Source organism: uncultured Dysgonomonas sp. (assembly GCF_900079725.1).
GTDB lineage: Bacteria > Bacteroidota > Bacteroidia > Bacteroidales > Dysgonomonadaceae > Dysgonomonas.
This window is the reverse complement of sequence record NZ_LT599032.1, coordinates 858218-876360: the sequence shown is the minus strand read 5'-3', so window position 1 is coordinate 876360 and position 18143 is coordinate 858218. Positions and strand designations below refer to the sequence as shown.

General features: G+C 38.1%; 13 protein-coding genes and 1 riboswitch. Of the genes, 7 read left to right on the top strand and 6 right to left on the bottom strand.

Annotation, left to right across the window (positions count from 1 at the left end; translation table 11 throughout):
• Nucleotides 1–35 precede the first annotated feature (35 nt).
• The 4 genes from QZL88_RS03795 to QZL88_RS03780 all read left to right on the top strand — a co-directional run bounded on the left by QZL88_RS03795 (nucleotide 36) and on the right by QZL88_RS03780 (nucleotide 4536).
• Nucleotides 36–638, top strand: a complete 603-nt coding sequence (locus QZL88_RS03795; protein ID WP_296938700.1) for a hypothetical protein — start codon at nucleotides 36–38, stop codon at nucleotides 636–638.
• 132 nt (nucleotides 639–770) lie between these two features.
• Nucleotides 771–2798 carry a TonB-dependent receptor gene (locus tag QZL88_RS03790; RefSeq protein WP_296938699.1) on the top strand — a complete coding sequence of 676 codons (2028 nt, stop codon included), beginning with the start codon at nucleotides 771–773 and terminating at the stop codon, nucleotides 2796–2798.
• Between the two features lie 211 nt (nucleotides 2799–3009).
• On the top strand, nucleotides 3010–3897 hold the full coding sequence (locus tag QZL88_RS03785) for a RelA/SpoT domain-containing protein (protein WP_296938698.1): 888 nt from the start codon (nucleotides 3010–3012) through the stop codon (nucleotides 3895–3897).
• A 3-nt stretch (nucleotides 3898–3900) separates the two neighbouring features.
• Entirely contained in the window at nucleotides 3901–4536 is a 636-nt protein-coding gene (locus tag QZL88_RS03780) for a YiiX/YebB-like N1pC/P60 family cysteine hydrolase (protein ID WP_296938697.1), read from the top strand.
• A gap of 57 nt (nucleotides 4537–4593) precedes the next feature.
• Here the strand turns inward: QZL88_RS03780 and QZL88_RS03775 are convergent, their stop codons facing one another.
• The 6 genes from QZL88_RS03775 to QZL88_RS03750 form a co-directional block, all read right to left on the bottom strand.
• A complete protein-coding gene (locus tag QZL88_RS03775) occupies nucleotides 4594–5727 on the bottom strand; it encodes an ABC transporter substrate-binding protein (RefSeq protein WP_296938696.1) in 1134 nt (377 codons plus the stop codon).
• Between the two features lie 3 nt (nucleotides 5728–5730).
• The gene (locus tag QZL88_RS03770) at nucleotides 5731–7413 is read right to left on the bottom strand and encodes a DUF5074 domain-containing protein (protein WP_296938695.1); all 1683 of its coding nucleotides are present in this window, start codon (nucleotides 7411–7413) and stop codon (nucleotides 5731–5733) included.
• 83 nt (nucleotides 7414–7496) lie between these two features.
• On the bottom strand, nucleotides 7497–9488 hold the full coding sequence (locus QZL88_RS03765) for a TonB-dependent receptor (RefSeq protein ID WP_296938694.1): 1992 nt from the start codon (nucleotides 9486–9488) through the stop codon (nucleotides 7497–7499).
• Nucleotides 9489–9596: 108 nt separating this feature from the next.
• Nucleotides 9597–9773: riboswitch (cobalamin riboswitch) on the bottom strand.
• Between the two features lie 215 nt (nucleotides 9774–9988).
• Complete coding sequence (locus QZL88_RS03760; RefSeq protein ID WP_296938693.1) at nucleotides 9989–11116, bottom strand: hypothetical protein; 1128 nt, start codon at nucleotides 11114–11116, stop codon at nucleotides 9989–9991.
• Nucleotides 11117–11248: 132 nt separating this feature from the next.
• On the bottom strand, nucleotides 11249–12406 hold the full coding sequence (locus QZL88_RS03755) for a hypothetical protein (RefSeq protein ID WP_296938692.1): 1158 nt from the start codon (nucleotides 12404–12406) through the stop codon (nucleotides 11249–11251).
• Between the two features lie 14 nt (nucleotides 12407–12420).
• Entirely contained in the window at nucleotides 12421–13632 is a 1212-nt protein-coding gene (locus QZL88_RS03750) for a hypothetical protein (protein WP_296938691.1), read from the bottom strand.
• Between the two features lie 977 nt (nucleotides 13633–14609).
• Between QZL88_RS03750 and QZL88_RS03745 the strand changes: the two genes are divergently transcribed.
• From QZL88_RS03745 to QZL88_RS03735, 3 genes are all read left to right on the top strand, one after another.
• Nucleotides 14610–15812: a pyridoxal phosphate-dependent aminotransferase gene (locus tag QZL88_RS03745; RefSeq protein ID WP_296938690.1), complete on the top strand. Its 1203-nt coding sequence runs from the start codon at nucleotides 14610–14612 to the stop codon at nucleotides 15810–15812.
• Nucleotides 15809–16390: a non-canonical purine NTP diphosphatase gene (locus tag QZL88_RS03740; RefSeq protein WP_296938689.1), complete on the top strand. Its 582-nt coding sequence runs from the start codon at nucleotides 15809–15811 to the stop codon at nucleotides 16388–16390. Before QZL88_RS03745 ends, QZL88_RS03740 begins: the two co-directional genes overlap by 4 nt.
• A gap of 226 nt (nucleotides 16391–16616) precedes the next feature.
• Nucleotides 16617–18113, top strand: a complete 1497-nt coding sequence (locus tag QZL88_RS03735) for an acetyl-CoA hydrolase/transferase family protein (RefSeq protein WP_296938688.1) — start codon at nucleotides 16617–16619, stop codon at nucleotides 18111–18113.
• Nucleotides 18114–18143 lie beyond the last annotated feature (30 nt).

Sequence of the window (18143 nt, the reverse complement as noted above, 5' to 3'; positions counted from 1 at the left end):
ATTTCGGTAAAATTTAAATAGTTACTTAATATATAATGAGAAATTTTTGCTTGTTTCTGGTTTCGCTTATTCTGCTGACCGGCCTGTATTTTTCATCTTGTGCAAAGGTTGAGGATGATGAGACAGAGCCTCCTACAATATCAGATGTACGGATTAATAAGAATGATACGTTGATGTACGGTAATCTGGTCGTTAAGATAAATGATAGCCTGAATACTAATCCCAATAGAATAGATACGGTAATAACTAAAAAATGGATGTATATATATGCCCGGTTTACAGATAATGAGGGTTTATCTACCTTTAAAGTGGAAATAAATCCTGAATATAAAGATAAGAGAGGGCGCGAAAGTGTAAAAGACTCCATTATGCCGGTAATCAAACTGGGGCAAATGATATTTAATCAAAAAGATATAACAGTATATCGTAACAGGTTAGCTCAGATACCTGATACCATAACCCGAACCCGTAAAGATGGAGAAAAATTGGTAATGGACACGCTGGTTTTAACTCAAAAAATTTATGATATGAAAGTTGCGGTAATCGATAAAGCCGGAAATGGAGATTCTATTATAGATTACAAAGTTGTACTGATGAACCGGAAGACATTGTATGATGTAAGAGTAGGACAGAAATAACAATATATTAAATAATTGAAAGCATGGACCTTATTTGGATTCATGCTTTTTTTATGCATTTATGCTCGGTAACTTTATCTATAATCCGTACTTTTGCGGCGACAATTTATTTTATTAACAAATTCTAAAAAAATGAATCGAAAACATTTTAAGGAAAGACCGGTCTACCGTTTCAAACGCTTTGTGCGGAAGGCCTACAGTGCATTTAACAGTATGCACCGGATTGTGAACATCGGAGTAGTGAAAGGCTGTGCTATTTCATTTCTTTCTGTATCTACTATCACCGCGCAGACTACCACTGATGGTGAGCAGCAGCAAAAAGTATTGGAAAAGGAACTTGACGAAGTGATGGTCACGGCATCCCGGGTAGAGACTCCAATTAATCAGACTGCAAAACTTGTTACAGTAATCACCAAAGAACAAATTGAGCAGTCGCCCGTCCGCAGTATTCAGGATCTGTTAGTTTACGCCGCTAACATGGATGTAGTTCAAAGAGGCGGGCACGGTGTACAAGCCGACATTTCGATCCGTGGCGGATCATTCGATCAAAACGCAGTACTTCTCAACGGAGTAAACCTTTCAAACGCCCAGACAGGGCACTACAGTTTCGACATTCCCATCAACCTTTCCGACATCGAACGTATCGAGATCATTCATGGTCCGTCTGCTCTTATTTACGGCTCGAGTGCCTTTTCTGGCGGAATTAATATTATTACAAAAAAGAATACGGACTACAAGGCTTATGCCAGTGTAGAAGCGGGCATGCACAAACTTCGGGGGATGGAAGTGCGTGGTGCGGCAAAAACGGGTATAGCAACCAATAGTTTGTCGGTGGGCTATAATTCTTCGGACGGCTATATTGCGAATAGCGATTATGATATATACAATGTATTGTGGCAAACACGCTTTAGGCTGCAAAATGAATCTAAACTGGATCTGCAGCTGGGATATAATGATAAAAAATACGGAGCCAATACATTCTATTCACCGAAATTTCCAAATCAGTACGAACGCACCAGTACATATATGGGTTCGTTGAAAGGGGAGTTCGGCTCAGATTTTAAAATAGTTCCTATAATTTATTGGAACAGGCATCACGATCAATACGATCTGGTGAAAGATACCGATTACGGACGGAATTACCACCGCAGCGATACTTACGGAGCTAATCTTATTTTTTCGTACAGGTCGAAGTTTGGCAATACCAGCCTTGGAGGAGAAATACGCAAGGAAGATATTATGAGTACTAATTTAGGAATGCTTATGGTTGAGCCACACCGCAAGTACACGAAGTATGATGACCGGACTAATGCCAGTATATCACTTGAGCATACCTATAGTATAGAGCGGTTTGTGCTATCCGCAGGAGCGCTAATGAATCATAATACATTACAAGACAATCAATATAAGTTCTATCCCTCGGTAAGCGCTACTTATCGTCCTTCGGACAGGATAAATGTATCGTCGTCGTGGAGTAAGTCAACACGTGTGCCTACCTTTACCGATATGTATTATAAAGCACCTACGCATATCGGGCGGAATGATCTGAAACCGGAAAAATCGGAATCTTTCGAATTAGGCATAAAATATAATGACAATCACTTTAGTGCATACCTTACAGGCTTTATGCAATGGGGTAGAGATATCATTGACTGGGTGAAAGAGAACCCGACGGATGAAGCGTACACTGCATGGAATTTGAGTAAAATAGATACTAAAGGTGTGGAGATGGGTGCTAAATTCCGTATCGGAGATATACTTCCCGTATTGGGAGAAGAATCGTCTCTGGCGTTAGATTATACCCGTATGCATCAGGATGGAGACACCAAAGGCCTCATATCTATTTATTCACTGAACTATCTACGGGATAAGTTTACGGCAAAATTCAATCATCAGATATATAAAGGACTTTCGGCAGGCTGGTATTTTCGTTTCCAAAAGCGGATGGGTACTTATGAGAAATTTGAAAATCTGGTAAAAGTGGGCGATGAGCATTATCCTGCATTTTCGACTCTCGACCTGAAATTGAACTATGAATATAAAGATATGGTATTCAATCTGAATCTGAATAATCTTTATGATACACATTATTTCGATAGGGGAAATATACCTCAGGCTGGTTTCTGGCTAATGGGAGGTATCAGTTATACTTTCAGATAGTTCTCTGATAAAACTTCACTCCTCTCTGAAAAATATTTTATAGAGAGGGGTGAAGAATTCAGACGGTCTTGTACGCAAATATGAAATATGAAGAGATGTTATAATTGGATTTGCCATCTTATTTTTATATAAAAACAGGAAGGCTGTAAGAATATCGATTCTGTATTTTCGTTGAACATTCTGTGTCAGTAAATAATTAAAATGTCTGAATATGATATATGAAGGGCTTATTCTTATTGAGCAGAATGTAAAGGAAATCATAGAGTCGAATCTGGCAAGGACCGGCCTGTTATACAGGATTCATTCACGGATAAAAGAAAAGAATTCGATCGAAGAAAAAATCAGGCGCAAAGGCTATATGCACAATGGAAAATTAGTACAAGACGTTATAGGCCTGCGGGTGATGACATACTTCAATGAGGATATTGAGGTATTGGTCGATTATTTTTCTTCGTTGTTTGATGTTGTCGATTTACAATACGATAATCCGAAGGTCAATCAGTTCGATCCGGTCAGGATAAATGTAGTATGCAGAATGAGTGGCGAATTGCTCAATGAATTTAATGTATGGAAAAATATGTACAGCGATAGCTTCAGGTATATTGATTCTACTTTCGAAATTCAGGTGCGTACAACCTTGTCGGAAGGATGGCAGGAAATAGAGCATAATATGCGCTATAAATGCAAGAACGAGTGGGCTTCGCTGGAAGAGGAATCCAGAATGCTGAATGGAATATATGCTACCTTGCAGATAAGTGACAGAACATTATTTACACTATTCGAAGATATAACATATCAGCACTATAAAAGTAAAAACTGGACAGGTATGCTGAGAAATAAATTCAGGTTGAGATTTGAACTAGAGCCATTGTCGCCGGATATTGTTTCGGTTTTTGATAAGAATAAAATACTGGCGAAGCAATTTCTCAAAATTGAAAGAAATACAGTTATTTCAAATCTGGTGATCCATCAATTAAAAATGAATATTTCCTTTGATAATCTGGTTTTCCTTTGCAATTACCTGTATTTTGAAAATAAGGAATTGGGGGAGCTTACGCCCCCGGTACTTCAAATACATTTTAATGAAATTTTTAGATAGAAGATGAAAACTATATTATTAATTATTTTATCTCTATACCAACAGGATAGGGGTATTAATGATTTTAAACTCCGTGCAGGCGATCTGATTTTTCAGGAAGATTGTGCAAGCGGAACAGATAATACGATAAAAGCAGTTACTGCCGGTATTGGTGATTATCGGTTTACGCATGTAGGTATAGTTTATATTGACGATAATGACAGTGTTTATGTAATAGAAGCTACTCGTCCTAAAGTAGCAAAGACCCCTCTGGATGATTATCTGTATCCCGGGGGAAAAGGCGGTTATCCTAAATCGGTCGTAGGCCGGCTGAAGGAAGAATACATTCATTGTATCCCTGCAGCATTGAACGAGGGGTTAACCCTTGTCGGCAAAGATTATGATGATGGATTTATCTTGGGTAATGATAAATATTATTGTTCAGAGCTTATTTATGATATCCTTCTCAGGGCCAATAATCACATTCCTGTATTCCCGTTGAATACGATGACTTTCAAATCGCCAGATACAGATGAGATAACGGAGGGTTGGAAAGAATATTTCGGGAAGTATAATTTACCAATTCCCGAAGGCGAACCTGGCATTAATCCGGGAGCTATGTCACGCTCCGATGTGATCGATATCGTTCATTACTATTAAAAGAAAAAGGCTGGGACAGAAATTCTGTTCACAGCCTTTTTACAAACCTATATACATTTACTCTCCTATTTTTTTATAATATTTCGGCGTATATCCCGGGAAGAGTTCCGGATGGAATATATACGCCATATCTTTCAATATATAATCCGGATGAATCGGCAAATCTTCATAATAGCTTGAATATGCTGTATTGCATCCGTATATATTTTTTTCTTTAAATGCCTTGAAATGGGAATATGGCTTATATTCTTTTTCCAGGCTCTGGTATGTCATATCTTTAGGCCAGTTATATTTGATTATCCAGAAATCTGCTTCACCCGCCTTGTCTAACACCGATTCGAATGCCAGAGGCATATAAGTTGTTGAGTTATTATCAGACCAGCAATACGATGCTCCCGAATCGGATAGCATATTTGCCATAAAGCTTTTGCCTCCGGGCATATTCCATTTGTTCTGATAACGTATATCCGTAAATACGGAAGGACGGTTTGTAGTTCCGGCCAGAGCTTCTTTGACAGCATTATAATTCTTTTCGGTGAGGGCGAACAGCGAATCAGCCAATTGCTCTTTTCCGATAAATAAAGAATAGTAGCGTATCCATTCGGCGCGTCCAAGCGGATGCGATTCGGTATAATCGGTCGTTTCCAGAATAGGAATTCCTGTTTTTTCTATGCTACCGTATGTCCAGCCTTGTATAGGAGTGGCAAAGATAGCATCAGGGCTGAGCATGATCAATCTTTCGGTATCGGGTTTACTGGCCATTCCCAAATCGACGATTGCTCCGCTCTTTACACCGTCTTGTATATTAGATAGTTTGATATACTGAGGTTCACACACACCTTTTATCAGGTTCACTGCATCCAGTTCGTTCAGCGTAGAGCAATGGATGGTGGAATATGTTGCCACAGTTTCCAAAGGTGTTCTTACAAGTGTGCCTTTAGGAAGATTTGCGGGTAAATCTTTATTCTTTGCCACCAGCACATATGTTTGCAGCATGCGCGTGGTATCCCAGGGATCACGCACCGACACAGTAGTATATTCATCATACTTTTTTACCTGAAAGCCTTTGGCATAATAGACAGTATATTCCGTTTGCGGCTCCGTGTTATCCTGTCCGGCAGGCTTGCGATTATTGCAGCCTGCGAGGATGAGGATAATAGAAAAGAGTAGTGTGATATTTAAGAGTTTCATATATTATCTGATTATCCAGCTTGCAAAATATGCACCTGCCGGATTAAGACCTCCTGTGTCTAATTTTTTAACTAATTTACCATCAGAGGTGAAGATGTACATATCTCCATTATTAGTATAGTCCGATGTACCGATATATACATAGTTATTAACAGGGTCAGCATTGATAGAAAACGGCTTATTTACTGTTGTTCCGTCTGTTATAAATTTATCTGTCAGCATCTTCTCTGTCTTGGCATCAAAAACATGGTAGCTGACTACCTGATTCCAATTGGCATCGTATTGTGAATAAATGATATATAACTTATCGTTATTCATACTCATCCATGTTGCATTACCAACATTGGTTACTTTATGCGTGCTTGCATCAATTCTTTGCAGGGTATTAGGTATATCACCATAATTACCGTTAGAAATTACATATATATCCCCTTCGCTATCAACAGCCATTTTATCAGGATTGATGACTACCGGAATCTTTTCAGTCTCTCTGAATGTAGCAACATCTACAACCGAAACTGTTTTGTCGTATCCTAAAGGAGTATTATAATCTAAGCCACCTGAATTGGCGACATACAGTTTATTATTTGCTGCACGTACATATTCAGGATTACGTCCGACAGCTACTTGGCTTTCAATTTCCAGTTTAGTGGTGTCTATTTTTGCAAGATAGCCGTCATAGAGAGTTGCATATACTTTCCCTTCATATGAGGTTAGTCCGCGAGGTTGCTGTTTTTTGTCTCCTTTTACAGATTCGATAGCAGCCAGTTTCTTTCCTTGCTTATCCGTTACGTAGATAACTCCGGAGCCATAAACGGCGATATACATTTTAGATCCGTATACTACCATATCCTGGCCTGTATCTCCCAGACTTGTCCCGTTTGCGCTTTCGAATACTTTAGTTTTAAATTCTGTTGTAAGGAAATTGTAGAATGAGATATTTGAATTATTATTTCCCATCTTTCCACTGTTTAGAATATATACTCCCGAAACTTCGTAAGCATCTTTTACTTCAATTTTGGCAAAGTCTTCAACTTCTGTATTTTCTGCATCGGTAGCAACTACGATGAAGTATTTGCTCAAATCACGGCTTGCTATAGTATATTCTTCCATATCGGGATTTACTTCAGCCAGTTTATCTTTTTTGATAGTACCATCTTCGGAGGTATAAATTATCAGTTTTGAAAGATTAATGTATCCGGAAGCCTTGGTCCATGATAGCTTACCAGCTATTTTATCTTTTGTATAATCAGTATCCTCAAATGTCAGATCAGTGACAACGTTATTACCGGTTTCGTCCGTTATTTCCACCTTGGCAAAGGTAGAACCTTCTACATCTTTTTTATTTTTAGGAACGAGCAGGAGATATTTAGTATAATTTCTTGCTTCTACTGTATATTTCTCTTTGTCAATCGATACTTCATCTATTCTGGCTTCTTTTGTAGTGCCGTCATTTGAGGCATAAATGACAATGGACGAAAGTTCAGATGTATTGATTGGCTTTTTCCATGTTAATTCGCCACTAATTTCGCCACCTTTCAAATTTACGTCCAGAAAAGCTATATCCGTAGGTAGAGTTTCAACAGAATTAAAAAAATCATTGTCATCATCATCACTACATGATATAAAAGAAAATGTTAGTAGCGAGATTAAACAGAGAACATTGAATAATTTATTCATTTTCATAATAGATAATATTTTATTAAGTAAAAGAATGTATTTAATAATATGTTATTACAACTTAACAGTATGCTACTGTTCTATATAATTTAAAAACGATAATTAGCTGATAAAGTAAATGAACGTCCCGGCATAGGATAATACTTAATGATCTGATAGTTTTTATTAGATAAATTAATCAGATTGAGCTGCACTCGTAATTTACTTTTATTTATATCAAAAGACTTATTTAAAGAAATACTATGATTCGTATATGATTCTATCTCATTATCAGGTATATTCTGATCCAATGCATATCTCTTGCCCGATACGATTAAAGTATAAGCTATATTTATCCATGGGTTCTCCAGGCTTATAGCACCTGAACCATAGTGTCGCGGGGTATACGGTATCTGGTCTCTATAATTTTTACTTTCAGGGTCAGTAATGTCGATAACTTTCTGATAGCTGTAATTTCCGGTCAATTGGATAGATAACTTTTTGCAAAGCTCACTGTGCAGACGTGTATTAATATCTAATCCGGTCATGTCTACTTTTCCATAATTACGCATTTTGAAAATATTCATAGTCGGGAAGGGCACAATCTTATCGTCTACCTTGTTTTTATATCCGTCGGCAGATATACTTATAAAATCAACTTTGTCTGATATTTTTCCAACCCATGTCAAACCGGCATTGTATTGAGTAGCATATTCTGGTTTCAGATTGATATTCCCCATTCTGATATAATACATATCGTCGAATGTCGGCACTCTGAATATCTTTTTATAAGAAGCACGTAATCTTATGTTTGTCTTTAAGAAAGGCAAATATGAAAGACTGATAGATGGGGTTATCTTTTTCTTGTTGTCAGGTATTTCTCCCGACTTAGCATCCTCTTTTACATATGTAGCCAACAGGCTACCGGTAATAGTGATATGTTTATTATTATATTGTGCGGCTAATGCAGTCAGGGATGAATTTCGGGAGGGACTGTCTATATCAGTAAAATTACTGTTCAGACGGTTTTGAAATACATCTTCGAAGAGGCTTATAGAGATATCCTCTATAGGTTTATATAAAATCCCTGCAGAGGCATAGTATTCAAACTGGGTGATGCGGTCTTCTTGTTTGCTGCCTGATATATTGTTATTTAGAGCGAGGTATTTGTAATATGTACGGCTAAATCTTGCCTGTGCCTTTAGTTCCAGTTTATGTGAAAGCGTATTTTTGTAATAGGTCTGGGCAAAAATATCCTTATTCCATACTCGTTCATCATTATCGTCTTTGTAAAAAATTACCGATCCTGGCAGGCCTCTTTCCGAATCCAGATAATTCACCTTGAAATTTAAATTTCCACCTTTACCCAAATTGCCATATAAATTAAGCTCCGTACGCCAGATACTTACATCAGAATTTCTTCTTTTTCGTTCCTCGGTCTGTTCTGCATTTTTATATGTGAATTTATACCTGCCGTCTGCCCGTTCCCATCCGCTGTTAACGGAAATAGAAAATCGCCCGTTAATTTTACGGGCATAGTAAACCATTGGATTTAATAGTCCGAATGATCCCGTTTTGACCCCTGTGTTTAATGTATTCCGCTTAGTGTCGAAAGTAGGTTGTAATGTTGTTATCTGGAGTACTCCGGCGGAAGCATAAGACCTTGCGGATTGAAAAATATCATCGGATTGTCCTATCGATAAAGAAATCATAGAGACATTATCCAGAGAAAAACGGCTTATGTCTATTTGTCCGGATTGTACATTACTCATTGTTATTCCATCATAACTTACTGCTGTATGCTGTGCCCCCATACCTCTGATAGATACCGTTTTCATGCCACCGATACCTCCATAATCTTTTATGCTGACGCCCGAGAATCTGCGTACGGCATCCGATACAGATAATATGCCGATCCGTTCCATTTCAGCGTTGTCTATCACTTGCAGTGGTGTAGTCGAGCGGGCAGCCGACGGTTTTATAAGTGCAGATACTTCTACCTCCGATAGCTTTTGTGTTTCGATACTATCATTTGTTTGCGCCAGTAGAAATGTACCAGCGAAAGAACAAAAAAATAAAAAGGTAGAAAATAAAATTCTCATCTATGCAAAATATATCTTTTAGTATAATTGCAGCATCCGATAAGAACAAAGAAAAAGAAGGGTAGTTAAATTCTTTTACGCATGTTTCTTAAGCCTTATTCCTCGAAAGCTGTCGAAATATTACTTTGCAGGTCTTCTGACTTACTCTTGCTTATATCACCTTCCCATTTTGCAACAGTGGTATTTTGATATAAACATTCCCAGAGCTTACAGCAGCGGGTCTGTTCAGGATTTACACCTGATTCCCTTTTCATCCTTAATGGAACAAAGTAGTGCAAAGATACACAATATTATAGAAGATTTACTTTTTTGCGATAATTATTTGTGAGGAGTATTATAGAGCTTATCAGGAATAAGAGAGAATGTGATATAGAGGAAGAACTCATAAAAATCTCAAATATAAGAGAGGTTGCCTTTCTTATATTTGAGATGGAAGATTATTTTGAAAAAGCAAAACTAAAATTGAAATGTTTTTTTATCTATATTTCAACTTCTGTTTATTAGTCGGTCGGAATATCAATTCGCAGTGCATAAAAATAAGAATTACCTATCCATGTTTCGGATACAGTAGCCGAATTGCCTGCGTTACTGGTGCCAGCCTGTATAATATATTGAGTTTTCTCCTTTATGTTTACATAATGTAATATAAATGGAGTGGCATATGACTTTATACCCGTTCCGGCGGTCTTCTTCTCTGGATTGGCTCCGGCTCTGGATATGGTGGTGTAACTGCTTTGACTCGGTGTTTTTGAAGATAATAATATCCAATGATACATTCCTGTAAGTGAGGCATTCATGTTCGAATTGAATTTAGCAAATATCAGCCATTGTCCGGCAGGCAATTCAAGCATACCGTCAGATACTTGTACTGTGCTACTGGCAAAACCTTTGTTGTTGTTAATTGAAGTTGACTTTACAGTCCCTAAAGGCCTTAATGCGCCCCAGTATGCATCACCTTTATTATTGGCTGTAAGCAGATGTCCTTGATCCTGGGTACCATCTGTATACTGGAACGTTCCGGTCATTCTGGTCCTTCCGCTTTCATTCATACTGAATGTATTGTTATTAATAGATAAGATGGCCGGTCGCATATCTACATACTTTCCTTTTATACTTATAACCGTATCGTTAACCATAAATTCCCGGGCGACGCGTATGTCCACAATCTTATTGTTTACTACAACCATTGTATCATTGATAATAAATTTTGCAGCAGGATTATGCTGTATCTTCAATTCGTTGTTATTCATTTGTACAGTTGTGTTATCATCGAGCTTACCTCCTAGCCATAGCTCTTTGCCATTGGTATCTGTTAAGCCGTTTGCCCCTGATATCTTATTTGACAAAGCTACCCATCTGTTACCATCCCAGAATTCGATAATATTATTCGTTGAATTATAGATAACCAGCCCCGCAGACTCAGGATTACTCGTTAATGAGTGTGTTGTTATCATATTATTTTTATTGGTATCTGGTATTCTCGGTAGACGTATACCTCCTTTTTTACTTTCTACTTCTACAATACAGAATTTCTCGGGTTCTTTATCCGTCCCTATAACTATTTGTCCTTTGGTAGAACCTATGGCTAATATTGTAAAAATGGGAATAAGGATATATCTATGTTTCATAATGTAAATAGTTTTGTGTTTGTAAATTATATCAAAATACTATGGCTTATTTTTCAAAGATCATATATATTCATTTTATATATGTATATTCTTCTTTAAAAGATTTTATTTTCTATTATATATAATAAGGTGTTATTCGTCTTCATTATAATCTTCTATCATAATAGCAAAAAAATAAGGTTCTCCGAACTCTACCTTGGCTGCTCCGGTACCATCTTCTTCTACCAGCCATGTCTGATTGTTGGATGAACTGGCTACAACACAGATTTTTGTATTAGCAGATACATCGATCAGGTAAGTTAGTTCAGGTGACGATGTTGACGTTGCGTCTTCTACATCGGCGCCGATAGTTGCTGTCGGCACTGTTTGGCCCGGAATAAATATATGGGACCAGGTAAACATCTTCTGAGATGCATAGTTCGTCTTTGTTGCAAATTTAGAGAATATAAGCCATTTTCCCGGAGTGAGTGTCAGTGTGTCGGAAATGCATGGGCCACTTATATTTTGACTTGTATTTTGGACCCAGACAGTGCTTGTACCTGTTCCCGCCTTTTTAATTTTGCCTTTAAGATAAGTTTTACCCAATATCAGATCCGGTTTTAGCTTACCCCAAAAAGCAACACCGGATGCTTTGGAAATAAGTACCTTTCCGTTGATGTCGCTTTTGTTGTTATCATAATATAGCTGGCCATGTATATTTACACTGTCGTTTCGGACAAGCATACTATCATTTTTTACTTTTACTTTCAATTGATTTTCTATCGATACTTTGCTGCCTGTCTCCTTGACCTTTAGAGCTGATTTGTTTATTGTATATGAAGATGGTTTGGACCCGACAATCCTACCATTTACAACAAAAACCGTATCATTTACGGAGAATCCTCCGGGGTTACCCGCGCCGGTAGCAAATTCCAGATTTTTACTGTTCAGATTTACCATCGTGGCTTTCTCTAGGTTTCCGCCGAGTTTCACAATGTCTCCATCTTTATGAATTCCATTATATACTCGTATCGTATCTCCCAGCATCGACCATTTTAGGCCATCCCAATATTCAATGGCTTTGCTTGTCTCATTATATATTATCAGGCCGGCGCTAGTTCCATCTATAACAAGAGCGTCTCTCTGCCCTACCGATAATTGGGGTAAGCGCAGACCTCCATTGCTGCTGTTAAGTTGAAGAGATGAGAAATCTTCAGGCTTTGCTGTTGAACCAACGGTAACCTGTCCCTGGCATGTTATTGTTACAAAAAAGAGTGATAGTAAAAAAGATGTGTATATCTGTAGTTTCATAATGATAGTTTGTTTTAATCATTTAATCTTATTGCATAAAAGTACTGATCGCCTAACATTGAATGGGTTGAGTGCCATGTGTCAGGTTTCTTTGTTTTAAAATCTATACGATAAGAAGCCGCATTTGCCGCATCCAGAAAATAAACCATTTGAGGTACACTGTATGACCCGTAGTTTTCATTGCCGCCAGTAGTCTTTCGTTCCGGCAAGGTCATAGAAGAGTACAAAACTACATCTCCACCGGAATCTTCTCGGACCAAACGAAGAAAACTCATATAATTTGCGTTATCACCACTACTAGCATCCGTCCTCCTGTTGGAATATGCTGCAAAACGACCGAATATAAGCCATTTTCCTGCAGGTAAAATTTGGTTGTCGGTAATCTCAGTCCATGTGTCAACTGTAAACTTTGTGCCGGATGGGCCATTCGGGCTTCCGGATACCCTGTTTATAGTAAAAGGTTTATTTAAAACGGATGGCTCCATCTGCTCCCAATTGGCTTTCCCTGTATTATCTTTCGCCCTCAGTATTATATCTTTTCCGGCTACGGCTAAGTTTTCGTTACCGTCTTTATATTGTAAGTGCCCGTTTATTTTTGTTTGATCGTTTATTATATTCAATACACTGTTGTTTACATATAGTCCCGATTTCCCCGTATTTATGGATATTTCATTTCTGTTATCTACCGTTAATACGGTATCTATATAGAATCTGTCGATGTTGTTAGCTTTTACTCTTAGGCTATCTACAAAAAAAGCATCTGTGTTTATAGATAACGCTCCTTTTTCGGTTTTGAATGCCAGAGTGTGGCTTTGTTGGTTGATAAGGGTTTCTTCGATAAGAGTTCCGCCCAATCGGGCTTTTTGGGGATTGGCCGTATCTAAAAGATTTAATCCATTGGAAAATGAGAAAGAACCGGATAGTATACGCCATTCATTTCCATCCCAGAACTCGATCCTGTTATATGTGATGTTGTATATGGTAAGCCCTTTAGCTGCATCTTTCTTTTGAGAAGAAATGCTTATTGTTGTATTCGTTAAGTCGTCCCGTTCTGTTTGGGTTAGTCGTGATAGACGTAGTCCTTTGTCATCGTTGCCATCTATTCTCAATATTTCATATGGTTCAGGATATGTATTTGAACCAATTGTAACCTGAGCATGTGATTTTACACATAGAAGAGCAGAGGTGCATAGTAATATTAGTTTTGTTGTAAAATTTGTTTTCATCTGTCGTTTCTATTATTTGAAATTGTTGTTTCATCGATATTTGTGTGATAATATTGTTTTGAGTATGTAATGTGTGTTAAAAATCCGATGTACGATCTTGATAAAGCGATAAGGGGTATATAAATTACTTTCCCAAGCGATTTAATATAGGTTGAAGACAATAAGAATAAAGACAAAGACTTATCGAAGATTTTTCTTGAAAATCTATCTTGATCTTTGACCATGCATCGGATTTTAAATATATTGATGGTTACAGGTTGGCTGGTTCTCCTTTTTGCGACTAAAAAAGAAAATTTAGAAGTAAAATAAAATATAAAATGTTTGTTTTTATATGAGAAATAAGTTAGAATATGCGTATACATACACATGCTGGTGTTGTACGCGCATGATAATACCGCTTGCTTAAAATGGGAAACAAGAAATGTGAGTTTTTCTGTATTAAGGGTTAAGCCGGAAAGTTCTCTCTCTCTCTCTCTCTCTCTCTCTCTCTCTCTCTCTCTCTCTCTAGCAAAATAATACTAACTCCCAAATTTCCAGATGGAAAAAGAGAGCCCATAATTGTATTATTTGGCAGGAAAACATGCATTATTTTTTATTTATCTTAGTATAAATTGTCTTGTGTATCAATTGCAAAGTAAAAGATAAAAATTTGATTTAACAAATATATTTTAAGAATATTAAAAAAGGGGGAAAGCCTTTCCTGTGTTCTGTAGGGCTATATATAGTTCGTTTTTTCATATTTTGTAATAGACACATAGATTTAAACAATTATTTGTTTATGCAACTTTCCGCCTTTATACTGTATAGCTTTACACTCAAATGTTAATGTTAAATTAGATTGGTAATTCTATTAAGGAACCAGGTAAAAGATAAATATATGGAAGTCCTCATAATTCGTCATTTATAACTTATAACTCATAACTAAAATTTGTATATTTGCGCCTTATTGAAAATAAAATTTATATCAAAATAGCATTATGCCACATATTTCGCAACGAGGAATAGAAATGCCGAATTCTCCCATCAGGAAATTGGCTCCATTGTCCGACTCGGCTAAAGCCAGGGGTTTGAAAGTATATCATCTGAATATCGGACAGCCCGATCTGCCTACACCCGAAGAAGCGCTAGAGGCGATACGCAATATAGATCGTTCTATATTGGAGTATAGCCCCAGCGATGGATACCGCTCTTATCGTGAGAAACTGGTTGGTTATTATGCAAAGTATAATATTAATGTATCGGCTGATGATATAATTATTACTACCGGAGGCTCCGAAGCTGTGTTGTTTGCATTTCTGGCCTGTCTCAATCCGGGTGATGAAATAATAGTGCCGGAGCCTGCTTATGCCAACTATATGGCCTTTGCCGTATCGGCCGGAGCGATTATTCGCACAATATCCTCTTCTATCGAAGAAGGGTTTGCTTTACCTCCTGTTGAAAAGTTTGAAGAACTGATAAACGAGCGTACAAAAGGGATTATGATTTGTAATCCGAATAACCCGACGGGGTATTTATATTCCCGTGCCGAAATGAATCAGATAAAACATCTGGTACAGAAGCATGATCTTTATCTGTTTTCGGATGAGGTATACCGTGAGTTTATTTATACCAATTCACCATATATTTCGGCTTGTCACCTTGTCGGTATCGAGGATAATGTGGTACTGATAGACTCAGTCTCGAAGAGATATAGTGAGTGTGGTATCCGTATCGGTGCATTGATCACTAAAAATAAGGAATTGCGGAAGACTCTGATGAAATTCTGTCAGGCGCGCCTGAGTCCTCCGCTTATCGGACAGATTGCGGCAGAGGCTTCGCTGGACGCCAGCCCCGATTATCTCCGCGATACTTACGATGAATACGTGGAAAGACGCAAGTTTCTTATCGACCGCCTGAACCGTATACCGGGAGTATATTCACCAATTCCTATGGGAGCTTTCTATACGGTTGCACGCCTGCCTGTCGATGATGCCGATGAATTTTGCGCATGGTGTTTGTCTGATTTCGAATACGAAGGACAAACAGTGTTTATGGCTCCGGCTTCAGGGTTTTATACAACACCGGGATTGGGGAAAAATGAAGTCCGTATAGCCTATGTCCTTAATAAGGAAGATCTGGGAAATGCGCTTACGGTACTGGAAAAAGCATTGGAAACTTATAATGCGTTGAAAAAGAAATGAAAAGAAAACTTGTTTTTGCTACAAATAACGATCATAAACTTGAGGAAGTCAGAGAAGTAGTAAAAGATAAATTTGAAATACTCAGCCTTAAAGATATTGGTTGCCATGAAGATATAGCCGAACCGGGCGAAACGCTGGAAGAGAATGCTTTGATTAAAGCCCGCTATGTGAAGGAAAAATACGGTTATGATAGCTTTGGGGATGATACAGGGCTTGAAGTCGAAGCATTGAATGGTGCGCCGGGTGTCTATTCGGCCCGCTATGCGGGAGATGGACATGATGCCAAGGCTAATATGAAGAAGCTACTGGCAAATCTGGATGGTGTCACAAACCGTAAGGCCCGCTTCAGGTCTGTTATCGCATTGACTCTGGAAGGGAAGGAATATCTTTTTGAAGGGAAAATTGAAGGGGAAATAATTTCAGAAGAAAAAGGATCTGCAGGATTTGGGTATGATCCTATATTTATGCCAGAGGGATATGCGGAAACATTTGCTGAATTAGGAAGTAATGTTAAAAATAATATAAGCCACCGTGCACTGGCTGTGAAAGCTTTGTGTAGTTTTTTGGAAGGTATCTGATTTATAACTACAGTCTGCAAGGAAGGTTTTCCTTTGTTTATGTATATTGTTCTCATTAGAAATGAAAGCCATCATTTTTTTGATGACAGGACTAAATTGTGGTCTTCGAATTTTTAATGATTTAAAATAGCACATCAGATATTTATTTTGTACTTTTGCAGCGCGAAAGCGTAGCGTATATGAAAATCAACTTAATACTTATATAAATCATACATTTTAAAAAACAATGGCTTTAAAATTTATGACTGCTGAAGAGGCAGCCGCACTTATCAACAACAACGACAATGTGGGATTTAGCGGTTTTACGCATGCCGGATGTCCCAAAGTAGTACCCGGATTTATCGCAAAACGCGCCGAAGAAGAACATGCAAAGGGTAATCCTTTCAAGATAAATGTGTTCACTGGAGCATCCACAGGAGATAAGTTAGACGGGGTCTTAACCAGAGCGAAAGCTATTAACTTCCGGGCACCTTATCAAACAAACAAAAGTATGCGTGATGCTATCAACAACGGTGAAATCAAATATTGTGATTTACACCTTTCAACGATGGCACAGGATATCCGTTACGGATACTATGGCAAGATAGATTATGCTGTCATAGAAGCATGTGAAGTTACAGAGAATGGTGAAATAGTTCCTACATGCGGTGTTGGTATCTCTCCTACGGTAAGTCGTCTGGCAAAGAAAGTCATTGTAGAATTAAATGAATGGAATCCGAAGGCAATGCGAGGTATGCATGACATTCCTGAGCCTCAGGACCCGCCTACACGTGAAGATATTCCTGTATATGGAGTGCATGATCGCGTGGGTAAAGATCATATAAAAGTAGACCCTGATAAAATAATCGTTGTAAGAACCAACGAACCCAATGAAGGTAGCGGCTTTGCTCCGGTAGATGAGGTAACAGCTCAGATCGGAAAAAATGTTGCTGATTTCTTTATTAAAGAAATGGCGGAAGGGCGTATGCCAAAAACATTCTTACCCGTACAGTCAGGTGTAGGTAATATCGCCAATGCTGTGCTTGCAGCGATGGGCGAAAGTAAGGATATTCCTGATTTTGATGTTTACACAGAAGTAATTCAAGATGCTGTTATCGGCTTAATGGAATCCGGACGTGTTAAATTTGCAAGCGGCTGTTCTTTAACAGTAAGTAATCCTTGCATCGAGCATATATATCAGAATCTCGACTTCTTCAAAGAAAGGATCGTATTACGTCCTTCGGAATATTCAAACAACCCCGAAGTAGTTCGCCGCCTCGGTGTTATTGCTATCAATACAGCTATTGAAGCTGATATCTATGGTAACATTAACTCTACTCACGTGATGGGTACCAAGATGATGAATGGTATTGGAGGTTCGGGAGACTTTACTCGTAGTGCATATGTGTCTATATTTGTTACACCATCCGTAGCAAAAGACGGAAAGATAAGCTCTTTTGTGCCAATGGTTGCACATCAGGATCATAGCGAACACTCTGTAAAGGTAATCATCTCTGAATATGGTGTGGCCGATCTTCGAGGCAAATGTCCGGAAGAACGTGCGCAGGAAATCATCAACAAATGTGTACATCCGGATTATCGTCCTCTATTGCAGGAGTATATCAAGAATGCTCCAAAAGGACAAACTAAATTTGATATGTATAATGCCTTCGCATTTCACGAAGCATTCCAAGAAACAGGTAGTATGAAAAATGTTACTTGGAGAAAGCCTAAGAACGCTTAACACATATATATTAAACATTATAACTGAGAA

Coding starts and splice junctions, on each gene's coding strand:
- QZL88_RS03750 (WP_296938691.1), bottom strand. CDS start 13,632: ATGAAAACAAATTTTACAACAAAACTAATATTACTATGCACCTCTGCT.
- QZL88_RS03780 (WP_296938697.1), top strand. CDS start 3,901: ATGAAAACTATATTATTAATTATTTTATCTCTATACCAACAGGATAGG.
- QZL88_RS03790 (WP_296938699.1), top strand. CDS start 771: ATGAATCGAAAACATTTTAAGGAAAGACCGGTCTACCGTTTCAAACGC.
- QZL88_RS03775 (WP_296938696.1), bottom strand. CDS start 5,727: ATGAAACTCTTAAATATCACACTACTCTTTTCTATTATCCTCATCCTC.
- QZL88_RS03785 (WP_296938698.1), top strand. CDS start 3,010: ATGATATATGAAGGGCTTATTCTTATTGAGCAGAATGTAAAGGAAATC.
- QZL88_RS03740 (WP_296938689.1), top strand. CDS start 15,809: ATGAAAAGAAAACTTGTTTTTGCTACAAATAACGATCATAAACTTGAG.
- QZL88_RS03755 (WP_296938692.1), bottom strand. CDS start 12,406: ATGAAACTACAGATATACACATCTTTTTTACTATCACTCTTTTTTGTA.
- QZL88_RS03760 (WP_296938693.1), bottom strand. CDS start 11,116: ATGAAACATAGATATATCCTTATTCCCATTTTTACAATATTAGCCATA.
- QZL88_RS03735 (WP_296938688.1), top strand. CDS start 16,617: ATGGCTTTAAAATTTATGACTGCTGAAGAGGCAGCCGCACTTATCAAC.
- QZL88_RS03795 (WP_296938700.1), top strand. CDS start 36: ATGAGAAATTTTTGCTTGTTTCTGGTTTCGCTTATTCTGCTGACCGGC.
- QZL88_RS03770 (WP_296938695.1), bottom strand. CDS start 7,413: ATGAAAATGAATAAATTATTCAATGTTCTCTGTTTAATCTCGCTACTA.
- QZL88_RS03765 (WP_296938694.1), bottom strand. CDS start 9,488: ATGAGAATTTTATTTTCTACCTTTTTATTTTTTTGTTCTTTCGCTGGT.
- QZL88_RS03745 (WP_296938690.1), top strand. CDS start 14,610: ATGCCACATATTTCGCAACGAGGAATAGAAATGCCGAATTCTCCCATC.